Below are 21,151 nucleotides of genomic sequence, written 5' to 3'. Positions count from 1 at the left end.
TTATTAGCGACGCAGACCCAGGCGACCGATCAGAGTCTGATAACGACCCAGATCCTTGCCTTTCAGGTAGTCCAGCAGCTTACGACGCTGGTTTACCATGCGGATCAGACCACGACGGGAGTGGTGATCTTTACCGTTGGCCTTGAAGTGACCTTGCAGCTTGTTGATGTTGTGGGTCAGCAGTGCAACTTGCACTTCTGGCGAACCAGTGTCACCAACAGCTTGCTGGTAGTCAGCTACGATTTGAGCTTTTTCTTGAACGTCGAGAGCCATGAGGCAATCCTTTTATCAGGAAACTGTTTCAAAAAAACAGCTTCAACAGGCCAGGGACAAATCCCTGTATCTAAAAATGAGTAGTGACCGTGCCTGTTAACAGCCACCCTCGTCCGGTCATTCTGACCGAATCAGTCGACGCGGCGCGATGCGCCCGTCTTCGCTCACTTCACCGATACCGATGAAGCGACCATTGTGATCCTGTACCCGTACCATGCCGAACTTCGGAGCATCCGGGGCACGAACCGGCTGGCCGTTGAGCCAGTAGAACGCGCTCGCTTCCGAGAACTGCAGCAGCGGCCAATCCAGCAGGCCGCTGTCCGATGGCATCAGGAAGCGGTCGACCGCTTCGTTGCCACCTTCGGCATGTACCGCTTCCAGCTCTTCAAGCGTGACAGTCTGCGCCAGCGTGAAAGGCCCGGCCTGGGTACGTCGCAATTCAGCAACGTAAGCGCCACAACCGAGTTGCTCACCGATATCCTCCACCAGGGTGCGGATATAGGTGCCTTTGCTGCAATCCACCGCAAGCCGCGCAGTATCACCTTCAAAGGCCAGCAATTCCAAGCGCGCAATAGTAACAGAACGCGGTTCGCGCTCCACTACTTCGCCTGCACGTGCCAGCTTGTACAGCGGCTGGCCATCACGCTTGAGCGCTGAGTACATCGGCGGTATCTGACTGATTTGCCCACGAAATTTCGGCAGCACCGCTTCGACATCGGATCGACCAACGGTCACCGGGCGCTCCTGCAAAACTTCACCTTCGGCATCCGCCGTGGTGGTGGTTTTGCCCAGTTGCGCCAGGGTTTCATAACCCTTGTCGGAATCGAGCAGGTATTGCGAGAACTTGGTCGCCTCACCGAAGCACAACGGCAACACGCCGGTGGCCAGCGGATCAAGACTGCCGGTGTGCCCGGCCTTCTCGGCGTTCAGCAACCAGCGAACCTTCTGCAACGCCGCGTTGGAAGTGAACCCCAGCGGTTTGTCGAGCAGGATAATGCCGCTGACGTTACGACGGATACGTTTGACCTGAGCCACCGATTACTCCTTGGTGTCTTCGACTTCTGCCGCAACCGGGTGCTGATTGTCTTCAGCCACCGCACGCTCGATCAGGGCCGACAGGTGCGCACCACGTACGACGCTTTCGTCGTAGTGGAAGTGCAACTGCGGAACGCTGCGCAACTTCATTTCGCGGGCCAACTGCATACGCAGGAAACCGGCGGCGGAGTTGAGCACCTTGATGCTTTGCGCGATATCTTCGGCGCTGTCCTGGCCCATCACGGTGATGAAAATCTTGGCGTGACCAACGTCACGACTGACTTCAACAGCGGTAATGGTGACCAGGCCTACGCGCGGGTCTTTGACTTCACGACGGATCAGCTGTGCCAGCTCACGCTGCATCTGATCGCCGATACGCTGGGTACGGCTATATTCTTTTGCCATGTCTTGTTACCTGTTACTGCCTCACGGTGAAACCCGTGGGGTCTGAAAGCGGCAAACGCCCGGCCTGACAAAAGCCAGACCGGGCGTTGCGTTTAGAGTCCTGACGCTGTGCCGCGCATTTGCATGCAGCGGCCCATCGTGGCCCTTGAAGTGCGCGAGTTAGAGGCTGCGAGCAACCTGAACCTTCTCGAAGACTTCGATCTTGTCACCGACTTTGACGTCGTTGTAGCTCTTCACGCCGATACCGCATTCCATGCCGGCACGTACTTCGGAAGCGTCATCCTTGAAGCGGCGCAGGGATTCCAGCTCGCCTTCGAAGATAACGATGTCTTCACGCAGTACACGGATTGGACGGTTACGGTGAACAACACCTTCGATAACCATGCAACCGGCGATCGCGCCAAACTTCGGCGAACGGAACACGTCACGCACTTCGGCCACACCCAGGATGTTCTCGCGAACATCACTGCCGAGCATACCGGTCAGGGCTTTCTTGACGTCTTCGATGATGTCGTAGATCACGTTGTAGTAACGCATATCCAGACCTTCCTGCTCGACGATCTTGCGAGCGCCGGCATCGGCACGCACGTTGAAGCCGAACAGTACAGCGTTGGAGGCCAGTGCCAGGTTAGCGTCGGACTCGGTGATACCACCGACACCGCCACCAACAACACGCACTTGCACTTCGTCGTTACCCAGGCCATTCAAGGCACCGTTCAACGCTTCCAGCGAACCACGGACGTCGGATTTGAGGACGATGTTGAGCGTCTTCTTCTCTTCCTGACCCATGTTCTCGAAGATGTTTTCAAGCTTGCCGGCGTGAGCACGGGCCAGCTTGACTTCGCGGAACTTGCCTTGACGGAACAGAGCCACTTCACGGGCTTTCTTCTCGTCGGCAACCACGCTCATCTCGTCGCCAGCATCCGGCGTACCGTCCAGGCCGAGGATCTCGACAGGGATGGAAGGACCGGCTTCTTTGATTGGCTTGCCGTTCTCGTCGAGCATGGCACGTACACGGCCATAGTTCGAACCGACCAGGACCATGTCGCCTTGGCGCAGGGTACCGTCTTGAACCAGAACGGTTGCAACCGGGCCACGACCTTTGTCGAGACGCGATTCAACCACAACGCCACGACCCGGAGCCGACGGAGTTGCTTTCAGTTCCAGAACTTCAGCTTGCAGCAAAACAGCTTCGAGCAACTCGTCAACGCCAGTACCGACTTTCGCCGAAACCGATACGAACGGGGTGTCGCCGCCCCACTCTTCCGAAGTCACGCCGTGAACCGACAGTTCGCTACGGATGCGATCGAGATCGGCGCCCGGCTTGTCGATTTTGTTCACAGCAACAACCAGCGGAACACCGGCAGCCTTGGCGTGCTGAACGGCTTCAACGGTCTGCGGCATCACGCCGTCGTCCGCTGCAACCACCAGGATCACGATGTCGGTCGCCTTGGCACCACGAGCACGCATGGCGGTAAACGCGGCGTGACCAGGGGTGTCGAGGAAGGTGACCATGCCGCGTTCGGTTTCAACGTGGTACGCGCCGATGTGCTGGGTGATACCGCCGGCTTCGCCAGCAGCAACCTTGGCACGACGGATGTAGTCGAGCAGCGAGGTCTTACCGTGGTCAACGTGGCCCATTACGGTCACGACCGGAGCACGGGAGAACGCTTCACCTTCAAACTTCAGGGACTCGGCCAGGGAATCTTCCAGGGCGGTGTCGCTGACCAGGGTCACTTTGTGGCCCAGCTCTTCGGCAACCAGTTGGGCAGTTTCCTGATCCAGTACCTGGTTGATGGTCGCTGGGGTACCCAGTTTGAACATGAACTTGATGATTTCAGCAGCCTTGACCGACATCTGCTGGGCGAGATCGCCAACAGTGATGGTCTCGCCGATCTTCACTTCGCGCACTACAGGGCCGGTTGGGCTCTGGAAACCGTGAGCGTTGCGTTTCTTCAGCTTGGCCTTGCCGCGACCACCACGACGGAAGCCATCGCTTTCTTCGTCGGTAGTACGTGGCGCAACACGTGGAGCAGGCGCTTTCTCTTTAACCGAAGCACGATGCGGAGCGTTTTTGCGCTCGCCATCGCCACTGCCACGACGATTGTTATCGTCGGCACGTGGTTTGTCCGGACGGCGCTGTTCGTTCTGCTTGTTGCGAACATCAGCAGACGGAGCTGGAGCAGCTGCAACCACCGGAGCGCTTTCACGCACTGGCTCGGCAACGGCAACCGGCGCTGCAACAGCGTCGTTGGTAGCGGTTTGCGCAGCAGCAGGCTGGCGACGCGCTTCTTCTTCGGCGCGACGCTTGGCTTCTTCTTCAGCCTTCTGACGAGCAGCATTTTCTACTGCGCGACGTTCATCCAGTTCGCGTTTGCGCTCGGCTTCGATTTCTTCCGGGCTGCGTTGTACGAAAACCTTCTTTTTACGGACTTCAACACTGATGCTTTTGCTGCCAGCAACACGCAGGGTGCTGGTGGTTTTACGCTGCAGTGTGATCTTGCGTGGTTCTTCCACTTTCGCCTTGTGGCTGCTTTTCAAGTGAGTCAGCAAAGATTGCTTCTCACTGTCAGTCACATGTTCTTCGGCGGCGGTGTGCGGCAGACCTGCCTCACGCATCTGCTGCAACAGGCGCTCTACCGGTGTTTTGACCTCATCGGCCAGTTGTTTCACCGTGACTTGCGTCATGCACTTCTCTCCTCAGGCCGCGCCTAATTACTCGAACCAGTGGGCTCGGGCGGCCATGATCAACTTGCCGGCACGATCATCGTCAATGCCGTCGATGTCGAGCAGGTCGTCAATAGACTGCTCGGCCAGGTCTTCGCGGGTAATTACGCCGCGCACCGCCAGTTCCATCGCCAAATCCTTGTCCATACCCTCAAGCGAGAGCAGGTCTTCGGCCGGATGGGCGTCTGCCAGCTTTTCCTCAGTAGCGATGGCTTTGGTCAACAAACGATCCTTGGCACGAGCGCGAAGCTCGTTGACGGTTTCTTCGTCAAAGCCGTCGATGTTGAGCATTTCTTCCAACGGTACGTAGGCAATCTCTTCCAGGCTGGTGAAGCCTTCATCTACCAGCACCTGTGCCAGGTCTTCGTCGACTTCCAGCTCGTCGATGAAGTTGCGCAGGATGTCGCCGGTTTCTGCTTGCTGCTTAGCCTGGATGTCCGATTCGGTCATCACGTTCAGGGTCCAGCCAGTCAACTGGCTAGCCAGACGCACGTTCTGACCACCGCGACCGATGGCCTGAGCCAGATTGTCTGCGCCAACGGCGATGTCCATTGCATGGGCATCTTCGTCAACGATAATTGCCGCAACCTCAGCCGGGGACATGGCGTTGATTACGAACTGAGCCGGGTTGTCGTCCCACAGGACGATATCAACACGCTCACCGCCCAACTCACCCGACACTGCCTGGACGCGCGAGCCGCGCATACCGATGCAAGCGCCCTGCGGGTCGATGCGTTTGTCCTTGGAGCGGACCGCGATCTTGGCGCGCGAACCCGGGTCACGGGAAGCAGCCATTACTTCGATCAGGCCTTCAGCGATTTCCGGCACTTCGATGCGGAACAACTCGATCAGCATTTCCGGCGCGGTACGCGACAGGATCAGCTGCGGGCCGCGGTTCTCGGTGCGGATTTCCTTGAGCAGCGCACGCAGACGTACGCCAACCCGGAAGGTTTCGCGAGAGATGATGTCTTCACGAGCCAGCAACGCTTCAGCGTTGTTGCCCAGGTCGACGATCACATTGTCGCGGGTCACTTTCTTCACGGTGCCGGAGATAATTTCCCCCAGGCGCTCGCGATAGGCGTCAACGACTTGAGCGCGCTCGGCTTCGCGAACTTTCTGCACGATGACTTGCTTGGCAGTCTGTGCAGCAATGCGGCCGAACTCGATGGATTCGATTTTTTCTTCGACTACATCACCAACCTGGGCACCAGGATGCGTTTCGGCAACCTTGCTCGGCCAGGTTTCGATGGCCGGATCGTCCAGATCTGCTTCTTCGACAACCGTCCAGCGACGGAAGGTCTCGTAAGCACCGGTGTGGCGATTGATTTCCACACGCAGATCGACTTCGTCCTCGAAACGCTTTTTGGTAGCAGTGGCCAGAGCCAGCTCCAGCGCTTCAAAAATTACGTTTGCCGGTACGCCCTTTTCATTGGATACCGACTCAACAACCAGCAGTACTTCTTTGCTCATCGTACGCCTCGCCTTTCGCAAGCCATTGGATCCGCGGGATCCGCGTCTCAGTCAAAACTGGGAATAATGTTGGCCTTGTCGATCATATCGATCGGCAACAGGAACTCATGGTCTTCTACCTGCACCACGACATCCTGCTCTTCTACACCGCGCAGAAGGCCCTGAAAGTTGCGTCGCCCTTCAAAAGGCGAGCGCAGCCTGATCTTCACTTGTTCACCGGCAAATTTTGCAAACTGCTCAATAGTGAACAGCGGGCGTTCCATGCCAGGCGAGGAAACTTCAAGGGTGTACTCAACGGCGATTGGATCTTCAACATCCAGGACACCGCTGATCTGACGGCTGACGATGGCGCAATCGTCCACCAGCACGCCGCCTTCTTTATCAATATAAACGCGCAACATTGAGTGGCGACCTTGAGCCGAAAACTCAATACCCCAGCATTCATAGCCTAGGGCCACGACCACCGGGGCCAACAAGGCCTGCAACTCTTCTAGCTTGCTCGACACCTGAACCCCCTCGTGCATGTATGTGCATGCTATGCAAAATAAAAAAATGGGCGAAACGCCCATCCTTGAAACGCCGTCGAACAGCGGCGTAGAAAGTGTCCAGCTAACAAAAAGCCCCTTAAAAGGGGCTCCTTAAACTGGTTGCGGGGGCCGGATTTGAACCGACGACCTTCGGGTTATGAGCCCGACGAGCTACCAGACTGCTCCACCCCGCGACAAAGCTGGGGCGGAAGTATACGACCGATCCCTGACAGGGTCAATGTAACCTTCCACCTACAAGAAAGCCCGCAACAGCGGGCTCTCCTGATAATTGGTACCGAGAAGGGGACTCGAACCCCTACACCCTATGGGCACAACCACCTCAAGGTTGCGTGTCTACCAATTCCACCACCTCGGCAATACTACGTTTGAAACCCTTCTTACTTCTGCTCTTGAGCTGGAGGTACGTCAGTCGCTGGAGTAGCCGACTTTTGCTCTTGAAGCACCGGTACATCATCAGAAGCCGGTTGTTGCTTTGGAACTTCCAACACTGCTGGATTTGGCAAACCTACTTGAGTCAGCTGGTGAGCCTTCTCTTTAGCAAAGTAACCTAACCCTAAGCTGGTTATGAAGAAACCGGCGGCAAGTATAGCAGTAAACTTACTAAGAAAGGTAGAGGAACCTTGGCTTCCGAACACAGTATTTGAAGCACCTGCTCCGAAAGACGCGCCAGCATCCGCACCCTTACCCTGCTGCAGCAATACCAGAGCAACTACGCCCAATGCACCCAGCAGATGAAAAACGACTACGACTGTTTCCAGCATTTTTTCAGTTTCCCGCGGCGCGAATAATCGCACCGAACTCATCTGCATTCAGGGAAGCTCCACCAATGAGCCCCCCATCGATATCCGGCATGCCGAACAGTTCGACCGCATTGGCCGCCTTCACGCTGCCGCCGTATAGAAGCCGCACACCTTGTGCGACCTCAGAATTCTCTGCCGCCAACTGAGCGCGAATGGCTGCGTGCACATCCTGCGCCTGTTGCGGCGAAGCAGTCAGCCCGGTGCCAATGGCCCAGACCGGCTCGTAAGCAATGACTGCATTTGCAAAAGCACCAACACCCAGCTCCTCAATGATACTGCCAAGCTGACGCCCGACAACCTCAAGAGTTTTTCCAGCTTCGCGTTGCTCCAGGGTCTCCCCTATACACAACACTGGAATCAAGCCACATGCCTGTGCCGCTGCGAACTTGCGAATCAGCATTCCGTCCTGCTCGCCCATTTGGCGGCGCTCGGAATGCCCGACAAGTACAAAGGTACAACCTGCATCCACCAACTGACTCGGTGCAACTTCGCCGGTCAAAGCACCTTGCATGGATTCCACTGCAGAGTTCTGCGCGCCGACCGAAATCGACTTGCCTTTCAAACCTTCAATCACTTGATTGATATGCAGGAAAGGCGGGAATACCGCGACATCAACACCGCTCGGCAAGGCCAAATGACTCAGGCCGTTGATCAGCTCAGCGACGCTGGCGCGGGTACCGTGCATCTTCCAGTTACCAGCTACCATAGGGCGACGCATGCTGTACCTCGTCGGTCAAAGTGGGCGCAGATGTTACCCAACACAATCATGGCTGGCAAGCCGAATTCAGGCAGAAACTTCAGTAACCAGTTTTGCCAGCTCTTCGGCGTAGCCGCGAACCTGTGTTTCGTCCTCGCCTTCGACCATGACACGCACCAACGGCTCGGTGCCGGACTTGCGCAACAGCACGCGCCCACGCCCGGCCATGGCCTTGGTAACGCGCTCGCTGGCCTCTTTGACCGACGGATGATCCAGCGGGCTCGCACCGCCACTGAAACGCACGTTGATCAGCACCTGAGGACACTTGCGCAGCGACTGACGGGCTTGAGCCAGTCCTTCGGAGCGAGTCTGCAATGCCATCAGCACCTGCAACGCGGCAATGATCGCATCACCGGTGGTGGTGTGATTGAAGCAGACGATATGACCCGAGTTCTCGCCACCGACCAGCCAATTGCGTTCCAGCAGATCCGCGATCACATAACGGTCACCGACGTTGGCGCGCACAAACGGAATCGACAGATCTGCCAGGGCCAGCTCCAGCCCCAGGTTACTCATCAATGTTCCAACCACACCGCCTTTCAGCAGATCACGCTCATGCAAGTCGCGGGCGATGATGAACAGCAACTCGTCACCATCAACAACAGCCCCCGTGTGATCGACCATCAGGACCCGGTCGCCATCACCATCGAACGCAATACCGAGATCAGCATGTTCGGCAAGAACGGCAGCCTGCAACTGACCCATATGGGTCGAACCGCAGTTGTCATTGATGTTCAGGCCGTTTGGCTGCGCTGAAAGCACGACAACGTCGGCGCCCAACTCACGGAACACGCTCGGCGCCACTTTGTAGGTCGCACCGTGAGCGCAATCGATCACGATCTTCAGGCCCGTAAAGCTGGTGCCGGTCGGTACGCTACTCTTGCAGAATTCAATATAACGGCCCGAAGCATCGTTGATTCGCGACACTTTGCCGATTTTGCTCGACTCAACCACGGTCATCGGGGTGTCGAGCAACTCTTCGATCATATGCTCGACTTCATCCGGCAGCTTGGTGCCCTTGCCGGAGAAAAACTTGATGCCGTTGTCATCGTGAGGATTGTGCGAGGCACTGATCACGATGCCCGCTTCGGCATGGAACGTACGCGTCAGGTAGGCGATGGCCGGCGTCGGCATCGGGCCCAGGAGCATCACGTCGGCACCCGCCGAAGTCAGCCCGGCCTCGAGCGCCGATTCAAACATGTATCCGGAGATCCGGGTGTCCTTGCCTACCAACACTTTGCAGGCGCCCATTTTGCGGAACGCCATGCCCGCAGCCCAGCCGAGCTTGAGCATGAATTCAGGAGTAATCGGGTACACGCCGACCCGACCACGAATGCCGTCGGTGCCAAAATATTTCTTAGTCATAAGTGCTCCATCATTCTTATTCGGCTGATTCCACTGCGGCGATCATCCGCACCACATCGACGGTTTCGGCCACATCATGGACGCGCAATATACGCGCCCCCTTGAATGAAGCCAGCGCCGCGAGCGCCAAACCGCCATACAGTCGCTCACCGACCGGGCGATTCAAGGCCTGACCTATCATGCTCTTTCGCGAACCCCCGACCAACAGGGGCCGCCCCAAGGCATGCAGGACTTCCATATGTTTGAACAAGCTCAGGTTGTGCTGCAAGGTTTTGGCGAAGCCGAAACCCGGATCCAGGATGATCCGTTCAGCCGGAATTCCGACTGACGCACACTGCGCCATGCGTTCGACAAGAAACTCGCCAACCTCTCGGGTGACATCCTGATAATGCGGATTGTCCTGCATGTCGCCCGGCTCACCGAGCATATGCATCAGACAGACCGGCAGACCAGTGGCGGCCGCCGCATCCAGAGCACCCTCTCGACGCAACGAGCGGACGTCATTGATCAAACCCGCACCCAGCCGCGCCGCTTCACGCATGACCGCTGGCGTGGAGGTATCGACCGAGATAATCACATCCAGCTCGCGATTGATGCGCTCGACGATCGGCGCTACGCGCTCCAGCTCTTCGAGCGGCGAAACCGCCCTGGCACCGGGCCGGGTCGACTCACCACCGACATCAATCAGCGTCGCGCCGGCCAGCACCATGGCTTCGGCGTGGCGCAAGGCCGCATCGAGCTGGCTGTATTGGCCGCCATCGGAAAAGGAATCAGGGGTGACATTGAGAATGCCCATGACATGCGTCTGGGCCAAATCAAGAACCCGGTTGCCGCAAGGCAACCGGGTCGAGGACTGAACAGAAGTCATTTCAAACCTTAAACGTCAGCAGCCGGACCGCCGATCGGTGTTTCCGGACGCTCATCCTGTACCACCGGAGGCGTTCCGGAGGTACCGGTGCCGCCCGACCAGTCGCGAGGTTCGCGAGGCGTACGACCCGCCATGATGTCGTCGATCTGATCAGCATCGATCGTTTCGTACTTCATCAGGGCATCAGCCATGGCGTCGAGCTTGTCACGGTTATCCGTGAGGATCTGTTTGGCCGTGCCATAGCACTGGTCAATGATGCTGCGCACTTCGGAGTCGATCAGCTTGGCCGTCTCACCAGAGAAGCTTGCACTCTGACCACCGCCGCCGCGACCGAGGAACACTTCGCCCTCTTCTTCGGCGTACATCAACGGACCGAGTTTCTCCGACAGTCCCCACTTGGTCACCATGTTCCGTGCAATCTGACTGGCACGCATGATGTCGTTGGATGCACCGGTAGTGACACCGTCAAAGCCCAAAGTCATCTCTTCAGCGATACGGCCGCCGTACAGCGAGCAGATCTGGCTGATCAACGCACGCTTGGACAGGCTGTAGCGATCTTCTTCCGGCAGGAACATGGTCACACCCAGCGCACGACCGCGCGGGATGATCGACACTTTGTAGACCGGATCATGCTCAGGCACGACGCGACCAACAATGGCATGGCCTGCTTCGTGATAAGCGGTGTTCTGCTTCTCTTTCTCGGACATGACCATGGATTTGCGCTCGGCGCCCATCATGATCTTGTCTTTCGCCAGTTCGAATTCTTTCATCTCAACGATGCGCTTGCCGGTGCGAGCGGCGAACAGCGACGCCTCGTTCACCAGGTTGGCAAGGTCGGCACCGGAGAAACCAGGCGTACCACGAGCGATCACGGCCGGAGCGACGTCGTCACCCATTGGCACTTTGCGCATGTGGACCTTGAGAATTTGCTCGCGACCGCGGATATCCGGCAGCCCGACCACAACCTGACGGTCGAAACGGCCCGGACGCAGCAACGCAGGATCCAGTACGTCCGGACGGTTGGTTGCGGCGATGACGATGATGCCGTCATTCATTTCAAAGCCGTCCATCTCTACCAGCAACTGGTTGAGAGTCTGCTCGCGCTCATCGTGACCACCGCCCATGCCGGCGCCACGATGGCGACCGACGGCGTCGATTTCATCGATGAAGATGATGCATGGCGCGTGTTTTTTGGCTTGCTCGAACATGTCGCGAACACGGCTGGCACCGACACCGACGAACATTTCGACAAAGTCGGAACCGGAAATGGTGAAGAACGGCACCTTGGCTTCACCGGCAATTGCCTTGGCCAGCAAGGTTTTACCGGTACCTGGAGGACCGACCATCAGCACGCCGCGAGGAATGCGGCCGCCCAGACGCTGGAACTTGCCCGGATCGCGGAGGAACTCGACCAGTTCGCCGACTTCTTCCTTGGCTTCGTCGCAACCGGCAACGTCAGCCAGGGTAGTTTTCACCTGGTCTTCGGAGAGCAGGCGCGCCTTGCTCTTGCCGAAGCTCATCGGCCCGCCCTTGCCTCCGGCACCGCCCTGCATCTGCCGCATGAAGAACATGAACACGGCGATGATCACCAGGATCGGGAAGCTCGCGACCAGCAGTTGAGTCCAGATGCTTTGCTGCTCAGGCTGCTTGCCTTCGACTACCACGTGGTTGTCCACGAGATCGCCGATCAGACCGTTGTCCTGGATCGCAGGACGAATGGTCTTGAAGCTGTCGCCATCGTTGCGCTTACCGGTAATCACATAGCCATCAACGGCTACGCGCTCGACCTTGCCATCCTTGACCTGCTGGATGAAGTCGGAATAGTTGAGGGTCTGCGGCTCGTTAGGGCTGGAGAAGTTGTTCATCACTGTCACCAGGACAGCCGCGATGATCAACCACAGGATCAGATTCTTTGCCATATCGTTCAATTAACTACCCTCTGAAGCAAGCGCCGCTAATGGCGCGCGCTTCGCATGATATTCACCGGCCTAACTTACTACATTACCTACAACACTGGCAGGCGCCGTCTGTAACCCTTTGTGAAACACTTCCTACACAATATTCGCTAATTCCCACAAGGCGAAATACGAAAAACCTATCGCCCCGCAAAAAAACCTCGATTTACTCACTACGGCCACGGTAACCCCAAGCCAGCATGTATTGCTCGCGGGAACTGCCACGGGAAGAGTCCGGCTTGATCATCTGGACCTTGTCGAATTTCTGACGAGCGTCCTTCACGTAAGCATCAAACCCTTCGCCCTGAAACACCTTGATCACGAAGTTACCACCCGGCTTGAGTATCCGGGCAGCCAGATCAAGAGCCAGCTCACATAGAAACATGGCTTTTGGCATGTCCACCTCAGGCGTACCACTCATATTGGGGGCCATATCGGAAATCACAAGGTCCACCTGCGAATTACCGACGGCTTCAAGGATCTGAGCGAGCACTTTGTCCTCGGTGAAGTCACCCTGGATGAAAGTCACGTCCGGAATGCCGTCCATTTCCAGGATGTCCGAGGCGATCAGGCGCCCCTGACCACCGATCAGCCGACTGGTGACCTGCGACCAGCCGCCGGGCGCCGCCCCCAGGTCGACAACGCTCATACCCGGACGGATCAGCTTGTATTTCTCCTGGACCTCCAGAAGCTTGTAACTCGCACGCGAGCGGTAACCATCCTTCTGCGCCTGCTTCACATAGGGATCATTGACATGTCTTTTCAGCCAACCAAGGCTTGTCTTGGAACGCGCCATTGGGCACCTCGATGATAAGGGTCGTGATTAGTTGGGCGGATCCACGAACCCTCGGGTAAAATGGCCGCCATTTTACAGAATCCAGACGAAAGGGTCAGATTATGCCGCTCACTCAAGAGCAGAAGAAACAGTACAAATCCATTGGCCACCATCTGAAACCAGTTTTGATTGTGGCTGACAACGGTCTGACTGAAGGTGTGTTAGCCGAACTTGAACGCGCTTTGGCGGATCACGAGCTGATCAAAATCAAGCTCAACATCCTCGATCGCGAATCGCGCCTGGCGTCCATTGCAGAACTCTGCAAGGTCGGCAAAGCGGATCTGGTTCAAGTCATCGGCAAGATGGCACTGATTTACCGCAAGAACTTCAGCGTCAACAAGCAGCTGTCGAACGTCCATCGCTTCAAGTGATGGCAAGGGTCAAGGGTGTGCTTCGCGCACCCTGCCGCTCCATCCCGGTACCGGCTGCAAGACCAGCACCAGCCCGGAAAAGCCCAGAACAAGATAGCTGAACACTTGCCAACGCACTGCATCCGGCCAGCCGACACGCACCGCGAAAAACATCGCGCACGCATACAGCGCCATCATTAGCAGTTGCCCGCGAATATCGCGCCATAGACTGGCAAGGCCCTCAGCCTGAACCAGCACCAAAGCCTGAAAAATTACACACGCCGAGGCGAACCCCACCATCAGCGCATTCAGCATGCCTGCAATTTCTTCGATCAGCAGCGGCGCCAGGCCAATTTGGCCCAGCACCGGCAGCAGACCGATGTGTAACAGCCACAAGCCGCCGACCCACAACATCTGAGTCAGCTGCCAAAGCATGGCGCCCGCACGCAGCGGGCGCCTTCTTTCAGATGTGGCGGACTTCGACAATCTCGTACTCGATAACGCCACCCGGCGTTTTCACGGCAACCACATCACCCTCTTCCTTGGCAATCAAGGCGCGGGCCAATGGCGAACCTACCGAAATCTTGCCGAGTTTGAAGTCAGCCTCGTCCTCACCCACGATGTGGTAAGTGACGCGCTCATCGGTCTCGACGTTGGCGATTTCAACGGTGGTGCCGAAAATCACTTTACCGGTGTGAGGAATGCTCGTGACGTCGATGATGACCTGATTCTGAATCCGGCCTTCGATGTCACGAATCCGCGCCTCGACCATACCTTGCTGCTCGCGAGCTGCGTGGTATTCGGCGTTTTCCTTCAAGTCACCCAATTCCCGGGCCGTACCGATGTCCTGGCTGAGCTTCGGACGGACGACCTTGGTCAGGTGAGCGTGTTCTTCTTCCAGGGCTTTCGCGCCCTGGACGGTCATTGGGTACTTGATCATGCCTTCAATCCTGCGTGTAGATCCTGCAAGCGGCGTACGGTCTTCTCGGGACCGAACTTCAGCGCTTCGCAGATGGCTTCGCCAGCAGCAATGGTGGTGGTGCAATAGATTTTGTGCTGCAAGGCATTACGACGAATGGAGTACGAGTCAGCAATCGACTGGCGACCTTCGGTGGTGTTGATGATCAGGGTGACTTCGTCATTCTTGATCATGTCGACCACGTGCGGACGACCTTCAGTCACCTTGTTCACACGGCGCACTTTCAGGCCTGCGGCTTCGATCAGCTTGGCAGTACCGGCAGTGGCAACCACTTCGAAGCCCAAGTTGATCAGATCACGGGCCACGCCTGCAACCAGTGGCTTGTCGTCGTCACGCACGCTGATGAACGCGGTACCGCCGGTCGGCAGCACTTCGCTGGCGCCCATCTGAGCCTTGGCGAACGCTTCGCCGAAGGTGTCGCCCACGCCCATCACTTCACCGGTGGACTTCATCTCTGGGCCCAGGATCGGGTCCACGCCAGGGAATTTGGCGAACGGGAAGACCGCCTCTTTCACACTGTAGAAGTTCGGGATGATTTCTTTGGTGAAGCCGATTTCTTTCAGGGTTTTACCGGCCATGACGCGTGCCGCGATCATCGCCAGGGAAACACCGATGCACTTGGACACGAACGGTACGGTACGGGAAGCGCGCGGGTTGACTTCGATGACGTAGATGTCTTCGCCTTGCAGCGCCAACTGAACGTTCATCAGGCCGACAACGCCCAGTTCCAGGGCCATTTTCTTGACCTGTTCGCGCATCTCGTCCTGGATGTGCGCAGGCAGCGAGTACGGCGGCAGGGAGCATGCGGAGTCACCGGAGTGAACACCGGCCTGCTCGATGTGCTGCATGATCGCGCCGATCACCACGTCGGTGCCGTCGCAAACTGCATCCACGTCCATCTCGATGGCGCAGTTCAGGAAGTGGTCAAGCAGCACCGGGCTGTCGTTGGACACTTTCACTGCGTCACGCAGGTAGCGCTTGAGTTCTTCTTCTTCGTAGACGATTTCCATTGCACGGCCGCCCAGTACGTAGGACGGACGAACCACCAGCGGGTAACCGATCTTGGCCGCGGCACGAATCGCTTCGTCTTCGCTGCGCACGGTGGCGTTTGGCGGCTGACGCAGGTTCAGACGCTCAACCATTTGCTGGAAGCGCTCACGGTCTTCGGCACGGTCGATGGCGTCAGGGCTGGTGCCGATGATCGGCACGCCGGCTTCTTCCAGGGCGCGAGCCAGTTTCAGTGGAGTCTGGCCGCCGTACTGGACGATTACGCCTTTCGGCTTCTCGACCCGGCAGATTTCCAGCACGTCTTCCAGGGTTACTGGTTCGAAGTACAGGCGATCGGAGGTGTCGTAGTCGGTGGAAACGGTTTCCGGGTTGCAGTTGACCATGATGGTCTCGTAACCGTCTTCGCGCAGGGCCAGTGCCGCGTGTACGCAGCAGTAGTCGAACTCGATGCCCTGGCCGATACGGTTTGGACCGCCGCCGAGGATCATGATCTTGTCGCGACCCGACGGCGCGGCTTCGCACTCTTCCTCGTAAGTCGAGTACATGTAGGCGGTGTCGGTGGCGAACTCGGCCGCGCAGGTGTCAACGCGCTTGTAGACCGGGAAGATCTCCAGCTTGTGACGGTGGCGACGCAAAGCTTTTTCGGTCACGCCCAGCAGCTTGGCCAGACGCATGTCCGAGAAGCCTTTGCGCTTGAGCTTGAACATCAGGTCGCGGTCGATGCTGGCCAGACCCAGGGTCTTGACCTTCTCTTCTTCCTTGATCAGATCTTCGATCTGTACCAGGAACCACGGGTCGATCATGTTCATGCCGAAGATGTCTTCGACCGACAGGCCGGCGCGGAAGGCGTCAGCCACGTACCAGATGCGCTCGGCGCCCGGCACGGTCAGTTCGCGCTTGAGGATGCTCATGCTTTCCGGGTTGCCCAGGTCGAGCTTCTCGTCCAGGCCGCAAACGCCCACTTCCAGGCCGCGCAGGGCTTTCTGCAGGGATTCCTGGAAGGTCCGGCCGATGGCCATGACTTCACCGACCGACTTCATTTGAGTGGTCAGGCGTGCGTCGGCTTTCGGGAATTTCTCGAAGGCGAAACGCGGCAGCTTGGTGACGACGTAGTCGATCGACGGCTCGAACGACGCCGGAGTAGCGCCACCGGTGATTTCGTTCTGCAGCTCGTCCAGGGTATAGCCGATCGCCAGCTTTGCAGCGATACGCGCAATCGGGAAACCGGTGGCTTTCGAGGCCAGGGCCGAGGAGCGGGATACCCGCGGGTTCATCTCGATGACGACCATGCGGCCAGTGTCCGGGCAGATGCCGAACTGAACGTTGGAGCCGCCGGTTTCCACGCCGATCTCGCGCAGTACCGCCAGGGAGGCGTTACGCATGATCTGGTATTCCTTGTCCGTCAGGGTCTGTGCCGGCGCAACAGTGATCGAGTCACCGGTGTGCACGCCCATCGGGTCAAAGTTTTCAATGGAGCAGACGATGATGCAGTTGTCCTTCTTATCGCGGACAACCTCCATCTCGTATTCTTTCCAGCCGATCAGGGATTCGTCGATCAGCAGCTCTTTGGTCGGCGACAGGTCCAGGCCACGGGCGCAGATTTCTTCGAACTCTTCACGGTTGTAAGCGATACCGCCGCCGGTGCCGCCCATGGTGAAGGACGGACGGATGATGCACGGGAAGCCCAAGCGTTCAAGAACGGCGTTGGCCTCTTCCATGCTGTGGGCGATACCCGAGCGCGGGCAGTCCAGGCCGATGGATTTCATCGCCTTGTCGAAGCGCGAACGGTCTTCAGCCTTGTCGATGGTGTCAGCGTTGGCGCCGATCATCTCTACGCCGAACTTCTCCAGAACGCCTTCGCGCTCCAGGTCCAGTGCGCAGTTCAGAGCGGTCTGGCCGCCCATGGTTGGCAGCAGCGCGTCCGGACGCTCTTTCTCGATGATCTTGGCAACGGTCTGCCATTTGATCGGTTCGATGTAGGTGGCGTCGGCCATGTCCGGGTCGGTCATGATGGTCGCTGGGTTGGAGTTCACCAGGATGACGCGGTAACCCTCTTCGCGCAGGGCCTTGCAGGCCTGGGCGCCGGAGTAGTCGAATTCGCAGGCCTGGCCGATAACGATCGGGCCAGCGCCGAGAATCAGGATGCTTTTAATGTCTGTACGTTTTGGCATGGGTTTGTCACTCAAATCCGCAGGTCAGTCGGCAAGCCGTCTTGTTCAATCTTTGAAGCCTTGAGGGGGCCACCGGTGCGGGACCGCCCTCAAGCTTTGCTGCATCAAGGCGAGCGATCAGCGTCGCTTGGCCATTTCGTTGATGAAGCGATCGAACAATGGCGCTACGTCGTTCGGGCCAGGGCTGGCTTCCGGGTGACCCTGGAAGCTGAAGGCGCTCTTGTCGGTACGCTCGATGCCTTGCAGGGTGCCGTCGAACAGCGATTTGTGAATCGCACGAACGTTGGCTGGCAGGGTCGCTTCGTCTACCGCAAAACCGTGGTTCTGGCTGGTGATCATCACCACGCCGCTGTCCAGATCCTGGACCGGGTGGTTGGCACCGTGGTGGCCGTGGCCCATTTTCAGGGTCTTGGCGCCGGAGGCCAGGGCCAGCAGTTGGTGACCGAGGCAGATGCCGAATACCGGAATCTCGGTTTCCAGCACATCCTTGATCGCCTGGATCGCGTAATCGCAAGGCTCCGGGTCGCCAGGGCCGTTGGACAGGAACACGCCGTCCGGCTTCATCGCCAGCACGTCAGCGGCAGGCGTTTGCGCCGGCACCACGGTCACACGGCAACCGCGCTCGACCAGCATGCGCAGGATGTTGAGCTTGACGCCGTAGTCGTAGGCAACCACGTGGTACGGCAGCTCGGAAGCGTCGATGGTCGCGTGGCTGTCGGTTTTCAACTCCCAGACAGTCGAGCGCCACTCGTAGGTTTCCTTGGTGCTGACGACTTTCGCCAGGTCCATGCCTTTGAGGCCAGGGAAGCCTTGAGCCGCGGCGATGGCCGCTTCTTCGGAAATGTTGTCACCGGCCATGATGCAGCCGTTCTGCGCGCCTTTCTCACGCAGGATGCGCGTCAGGCGGCGGGTGTCGATACCGGCGATTGCCACAACGTTGTTGGCTTTCAGGTAGTCGGACAGGGACATCGTGTTACGCCAGTTGCTCGCAACCAGCGGCAGGTCACGGATGACCAGGCCAGCGGACCAGACGCGATCGGACTCGGCGTCTTCCGGCGTGGTGCCGGTGTTGCCGATGTGCGGGTAAGTCAGGGTAACGATCTGTTGGGCGTAGGAAGGATCGGTAAGGATTTCCTGATAGCCGGTCATTGCGGTGTTAAACACCACCTCACCAACGGTTTGACCGTCGGCTCCAATGGCTTCGCCGCGAAAAATGCTGCCATCAGCAAGGGCGAGTATGGCTGGCTTAGTCAAGAAGACCTCCCGTAAATAAAGCCTGAAAGGGCGATCGCAGGTTGTAAAAAAGCGGAGTGACGTATGGACACGTCACCCCGCTTCTTCACTGAATTATTCTGCGCGCTTTTAGTGGACACACTAAAGCTGTAGCTTACAGAAAAAGGCTTTTTTGGTCTACCGCCAATGAGCCCTAAAGGCCGGAGAATGCGACAGGACGTCGCTTGGCGTAATAAAACCGGGCCCAAACGCAATGTTGGAACCCGGTTTCGGCTGCATCTTAACGCAGGTCGAGCACGTCTTGCATGTCGTAGAGGCCAGGCTCACGACTGTCCAGCCACAACGCCGCACGCACAGCGCCCTTGGCGAAGGTCATGCGACTGGACGCTTTATGCGTGATTTCCAGGCGCTCGCCCTCACAGGCGAACAGCACGGTGTGATCACCGACCACATCACCGCCGCGCACAGTGGCAAAACCGATCGTTTCACGCTCGCGCACACCGGTGTGACCTTCACGCCCGTAGACCGCGACCTTCTGCAGGTCACGATCCAGCGCACTGGCAATCACCTCACCCATACGCAGGGCGGTGCCGGAAGGCGCATCGATCTTGTGCCGATGATGCGCCTCGATGATCTCGATATCGGCGTCACCGCCCAGCACGCGGGCAGCCATGTCGAGCAGCTTCAGCGACAGGTTCACACCGACACTGAAATTCGCCGCGAACACGATTGGAATGTCCTTGCCCGCCTCGGCCAGCAACTGCTTCTGCGCAGCGTCGAGCCCCGTCGTACCGATGACCATGGCTTTGCCCGCCTTGCGGCAGAACGCCAGGTTTTTCAGCATGACTTCCGGCAGCGTGAAATCGATCAACACATCGAACTCATCCGCGACCGCATCCAGGTTACCGGACAACGGCACACCGATACGCCCCAGCGAAGCCAGCTCGCCAGCATCCACGCCAATCAGCGTGCTGCCAGGACGCACGATGGCGGCTGTCAGACCGGTCAGCGGTGCACGTTGCTGCACCGCTTCAACCAGGATCTTGCCCATGCGGCCAGCGGCGCCCATCACAGCTATACGTCGCATGCTCACTCCTTACAGATCGCCGAAGAAGCGCTTCACGCCTTCGAACCAACCGGTGGTTTTCGGCGAATGGCTATTGTCGTCCGCCAGGGAGCTACGGAACTCTTCCAGCAATTCGCGCTGACGACGACCCAGATTGACTGGGGTTTCCACCGCAACACGGCACATCAAGTCACCGGCACCGCCGCCACGCACAGGCGCAACGCCTTTGCCGCGAACACGGAACTGCTTGCCGGTCTGAGTCCCCTCAGGGATTTTCAGTTTGACCCGACCATCAAGGGTCGGAATCTCCAGCTCGCCACCCAGCGCCGCATCGACGAAACTGATCGGCACTTCGCAGAACAGATGCTTGCCGTCACGCTGGAAGATCGCGTGTTCGCGCACGTTGATCACGACGTACAGATCGCCCGTCGGACCACCCTGAGCGCCCGCCTCGCCTTCGCCGGACAGACGAATGCGGTCACCGGTGTCGACACCGGCCGGCACTTTCACGGAAAGGGTTTTGTACTCTTCAACGCGACCGTCGCCGTTGCAGGAGTTGCACGGGTCGGAAATGATCTTGCCCTGGCCATGGCAGCGCGGGCAGGTCTGCTGCACCGAGAAGAAACCTTGCTGCATGCGGACCTGACCGATACCGCCGCACGTCGGGCAAGTGACTGGCGAAGAGCCTTTCTTGGCACCCGAGCCATCGCACGGCTTGCAGTTGACCAGTGTCGGAACGCGGATATTCACGGTGGTACCGCGTACCGCTTCTTCCAGATTCAGTTCCAGGGTGTAACGCAGGTCGCTGCCGCGCTGAGCGCCGCCACGAGCACCGCCGCGACCGCCACCGAAGAAGTCACTGAAGACATCGCCAAAGATGTCGGAGAAGTTCTGACCGCCAAACCCGGCACCGCCGCCGCCCATGCTTGGGTCGACACCGGCATGACCGTATTGGTCGTACGCCGCGCGCTTGCTGGAATCGGACAGCACTTCGTAGGCCTCGTTGGCCTCCTTGAACATCTCTTCCGACGCTTTGTCATCGGGATTACGGTCCGGGTGGTGCTTCATCGCCAGGCGACGGTAGGCCTTTTTCAGGTCCGCTTCGCTTGTGCCACGCTCAACACCCAATACTTCGTAATAGTCACGCTTTGCCATAAGTCTTTGCACTCTTAAGGACGTTCGGCAAACCTCTCCTGAGCCCTGCCGAACTCGTTGAGCCCCAATACAGGCCCGGACCCAACTCACGTCAATTCAACGATCCTGGTCTTTGATTCGATGCGGTACTTTCGGCTCGAAAAGCAGGAGC

General features: G+C 58.2%; 19 protein-coding genes and 2 tRNA genes. 1 reads left to right on the top strand and 20 read right to left on the bottom strand.

What is annotated here, in order from left to right; all coding sequences use genetic code 11:
* Positions 1-3 precede the first annotated feature (3 nt).
* The 14 genes from rpsO to rlmE all read right to left on the bottom strand — a co-directional run bounded on the left by rpsO (position 4) and on the right by rlmE (position 12,999).
* On the bottom strand, positions 4-273 hold the full coding sequence (gene rpsO / locus KGA82_RS13025; RefSeq protein WP_003177875.1) for a 30S ribosomal protein S15: 270 nt from the start codon (positions 271-273) through the stop codon (positions 4-6).
* Between the two features lie 117 nt (positions 274-390).
* Positions 391-1,308, bottom strand: a complete 918-nt coding sequence (gene truB, locus KGA82_RS13020) for a tRNA pseudouridine(55) synthase TruB (protein WP_008024455.1) — start codon at positions 1,306-1,308, stop codon at positions 391-393.
* A gap of 3 nt (positions 1,309-1,311) precedes the next feature.
* Entirely contained in the window at positions 1,312-1,713 is a 402-nt protein-coding gene (rbfA, locus tag KGA82_RS13015; RefSeq protein ID WP_008024456.1) for a 30S ribosome-binding factor RbfA, read from the bottom strand.
* Between the two features lie 159 nt (positions 1,714-1,872).
* Positions 1,873-4,401, bottom strand: coding sequence for a translation initiation factor IF-2 (gene infB, locus KGA82_RS13010; RefSeq protein ID WP_008024457.1), 2,529 nt, complete (start codon positions 4,399-4,401; stop codon positions 1,873-1,875).
* 27 nt (positions 4,402-4,428) lie between these two features.
* Positions 4,429-5,910 carry a transcription termination factor NusA gene (gene nusA, locus KGA82_RS13005; protein WP_008024459.1) on the bottom strand — a complete coding sequence of 494 codons (1,482 nt, stop codon included), beginning with the start codon at positions 5,908-5,910 and terminating at the stop codon, positions 4,429-4,431.
* A 47-nt stretch (positions 5,911-5,957) separates the two neighbouring features.
* Positions 5,958-6,416 carry a ribosome maturation factor RimP gene (gene rimP, locus KGA82_RS13000; RefSeq protein ID WP_032828556.1) on the bottom strand — a complete coding sequence of 153 codons (459 nt, stop codon included), beginning with the start codon at positions 6,414-6,416 and terminating at the stop codon, positions 5,958-5,960.
* A gap of 138 nt (positions 6,417-6,554) precedes the next feature.
* Positions 6,555-6,631 (bottom strand) — tRNA-Met (locus tag KGA82_RS12995).
* Between the two features lie 96 nt (positions 6,632-6,727).
* Positions 6,728-6,813, bottom strand: a tRNA-Leu gene (locus KGA82_RS12990).
* Positions 6,814-6,835: 22 nt separating this feature from the next.
* A complete protein-coding gene (gene secG / locus KGA82_RS12985; RefSeq protein WP_017336473.1) occupies positions 6,836-7,219 on the bottom strand; it encodes a preprotein translocase subunit SecG in 384 nt (127 codons plus the stop codon).
* 4 nt (positions 7,220-7,223) lie between these two features.
* Positions 7,224-7,976, bottom strand: coding sequence for a triose-phosphate isomerase (tpiA, locus tag KGA82_RS12980; protein WP_008024463.1), 753 nt, complete (start codon positions 7,974-7,976; stop codon positions 7,224-7,226).
* A gap of 66 nt (positions 7,977-8,042) precedes the next feature.
* On the bottom strand, positions 8,043-9,380 hold the full coding sequence (glmM, locus tag KGA82_RS12975) for a phosphoglucosamine mutase (protein WP_223450614.1): 1,338 nt from the start codon (positions 9,378-9,380) through the stop codon (positions 8,043-8,045).
* A 16-nt stretch (positions 9,381-9,396) separates the two neighbouring features.
* Complete coding sequence (gene folP / locus KGA82_RS12970) at positions 9,397-10,248, bottom strand: dihydropteroate synthase (RefSeq protein ID WP_223450612.1); 852 nt, start codon at positions 10,246-10,248, stop codon at positions 9,397-9,399.
* An 8-nt stretch (positions 10,249-10,256) separates the two neighbouring features.
* Positions 10,257-12,167, bottom strand: coding sequence for an ATP-dependent zinc metalloprotease FtsH (ftsH, locus tag KGA82_RS12965; RefSeq protein WP_032828773.1), 1,911 nt, complete (start codon positions 12,165-12,167; stop codon positions 10,257-10,259).
* A gap of 202 nt (positions 12,168-12,369) precedes the next feature.
* A complete protein-coding gene (rlmE, locus tag KGA82_RS12960) occupies positions 12,370-12,999 on the bottom strand; it encodes a 23S rRNA (uridine(2552)-2'-O)-methyltransferase RlmE (protein WP_008029769.1) in 630 nt (209 codons plus the stop codon).
* Between the two features lie 101 nt (positions 13,000-13,100).
* Here rlmE and KGA82_RS12955 point away from each other — a divergent pair, with 101 nt between their 5' ends.
* Entirely contained in the window at positions 13,101-13,409 is a 309-nt protein-coding gene (locus KGA82_RS12955; protein ID WP_007942889.1) for a YhbY family RNA-binding protein, read from the top strand.
* A 9-nt stretch (positions 13,410-13,418) separates the two neighbouring features.
* Here the strand turns inward: KGA82_RS12955 and KGA82_RS12950 are convergent, their stop codons facing one another.
* The 6 genes from KGA82_RS12950 to dnaJ form a co-directional block, all read right to left on the bottom strand.
* Positions 13,419-13,823 (bottom strand): MFS transporter, encoded by a 405-nt coding sequence (locus KGA82_RS12950; RefSeq protein ID WP_192227690.1) that lies wholly within the window; start codon positions 13,821-13,823, stop codon positions 13,419-13,421.
* A gap of 28 nt (positions 13,824-13,851) precedes the next feature.
* A complete protein-coding gene (gene greA / locus KGA82_RS12945; RefSeq protein WP_008029775.1) occupies positions 13,852-14,328 on the bottom strand; it encodes a transcription elongation factor GreA in 477 nt (158 codons plus the stop codon).
* A complete protein-coding gene (gene carB, locus KGA82_RS12940) occupies positions 14,325-17,546 on the bottom strand; it encodes a carbamoyl-phosphate synthase large subunit (RefSeq protein WP_008029777.1) in 3,222 nt (1,073 codons plus the stop codon). Before carB ends, greA begins: the two co-directional genes overlap by 4 nt.
* Before the next feature lie 117 nt (positions 17,547-17,663).
* The gene (gene carA / locus KGA82_RS12935; protein ID WP_008029779.1) at positions 17,664-18,800 is read right to left on the bottom strand and encodes a glutamine-hydrolyzing carbamoyl-phosphate synthase small subunit; all 1,137 of its coding nucleotides are present in this window, start codon (positions 18,798-18,800) and stop codon (positions 17,664-17,666) included.
* A gap of 259 nt (positions 18,801-19,059) precedes the next feature.
* Positions 19,060-19,866 (bottom strand): 4-hydroxy-tetrahydrodipicolinate reductase, encoded by an 807-nt coding sequence (gene dapB / locus KGA82_RS12930; RefSeq protein ID WP_223450610.1) that lies wholly within the window; start codon positions 19,864-19,866, stop codon positions 19,060-19,062.
* A 9-nt stretch (positions 19,867-19,875) separates the two neighbouring features.
* A complete protein-coding gene (gene dnaJ, locus KGA82_RS12925) occupies positions 19,876-21,000 on the bottom strand; it encodes a molecular chaperone DnaJ (protein ID WP_008029785.1) in 1,125 nt (374 codons plus the stop codon).
* Between the last annotated feature and the right edge of the window lie 151 nt (positions 21,001-21,151).

The sequence above is a fragment of the Pseudomonas sp. BF-RE-22 genome, from assembly GCF_019956155.1.
GTDB classification, from domain to species: domain Bacteria; phylum Pseudomonadota; class Gammaproteobacteria; order Pseudomonadales; family Pseudomonadaceae; genus Aquipseudomonas; species Aquipseudomonas migulae.
This window is presented reverse-complemented; position numbering and strand designations above follow the sequence as displayed.

Coding starts and splice junctions, on each gene's coding strand:
- rpsO (WP_003177875.1), bottom strand. CDS start 273: ATGGCTCTCGACGTTCAAGAAAAAGCTCAAATCGTAGCTGACTACCAG.
- rbfA (WP_008024456.1), bottom strand. CDS start 1,713: ATGGCAAAAGAATATAGCCGTACCCAGCGTATCGGCGATCAGATGCAG.
- infB (WP_008024457.1), bottom strand. CDS start 4,401: ATGACGCAAGTCACGGTGAAACAACTGGCCGATGAGGTCAAAACACCG.
- nusA (WP_008024459.1), bottom strand. CDS start 5,910: ATGAGCAAAGAAGTACTGCTGGTTGTTGAGTCGGTATCCAATGAAAAG.
- secG (WP_017336473.1), bottom strand. CDS start 7,219: ATGCTGGAAACAGTCGTAGTCGTTTTTCATCTGCTGGGTGCATTGGGC.
- tpiA (WP_008024463.1), bottom strand. CDS start 7,976: ATGCGTCGCCCTATGGTAGCTGGTAACTGGAAGATGCACGGTACCCGC.
- glmM (WP_223450614.1), bottom strand. CDS start 9,380: ATGACTAAGAAATATTTTGGCACCGACGGCATTCGTGGTCGGGTCGGC.
- folP (WP_223450612.1), bottom strand. CDS start 10,248: ATGACTTCTGTTCAGTCCTCGACCCGGTTGCCTTGCGGCAACCGGGTT.
- ftsH (WP_032828773.1), bottom strand. CDS start 12,167: ATGGCAAAGAATCTGATCCTGTGGTTGATCATCGCGGCTGTCCTGGTG.
- rlmE (WP_008029769.1), bottom strand. CDS start 12,999: ATGGCGCGTTCCAAGACAAGCCTTGGTTGGCTGAAAAGACATGTCAAT.
- KGA82_RS12955 (WP_007942889.1), top strand. CDS start 13,101: ATGCCGCTCACTCAAGAGCAGAAGAAACAGTACAAATCCATTGGCCAC.
- KGA82_RS12950 (WP_192227690.1), bottom strand. CDS start 13,823: ATGCTTTGGCAGCTGACTCAGATGTTGTGGGTCGGCGGCTTGTGGCTG.
- greA (WP_008029775.1), bottom strand. CDS start 14,328: ATGATCAAGTACCCAATGACCGTCCAGGGCGCGAAAGCCCTGGAAGAA.
- carB (WP_008029777.1), bottom strand. CDS start 17,546: ATGCCAAAACGTACAGACATTAAAAGCATCCTGATTCTCGGCGCTGGC.
- dapB (WP_223450610.1), bottom strand. CDS start 19,866: ATGCGACGTATAGCTGTGATGGGCGCCGCTGGCCGCATGGGCAAGATC.
- dnaJ (WP_008029785.1), bottom strand. CDS start 21,000: ATGGCAAAGCGTGACTATTACGAAGTATTGGGTGTTGAGCGTGGCACA.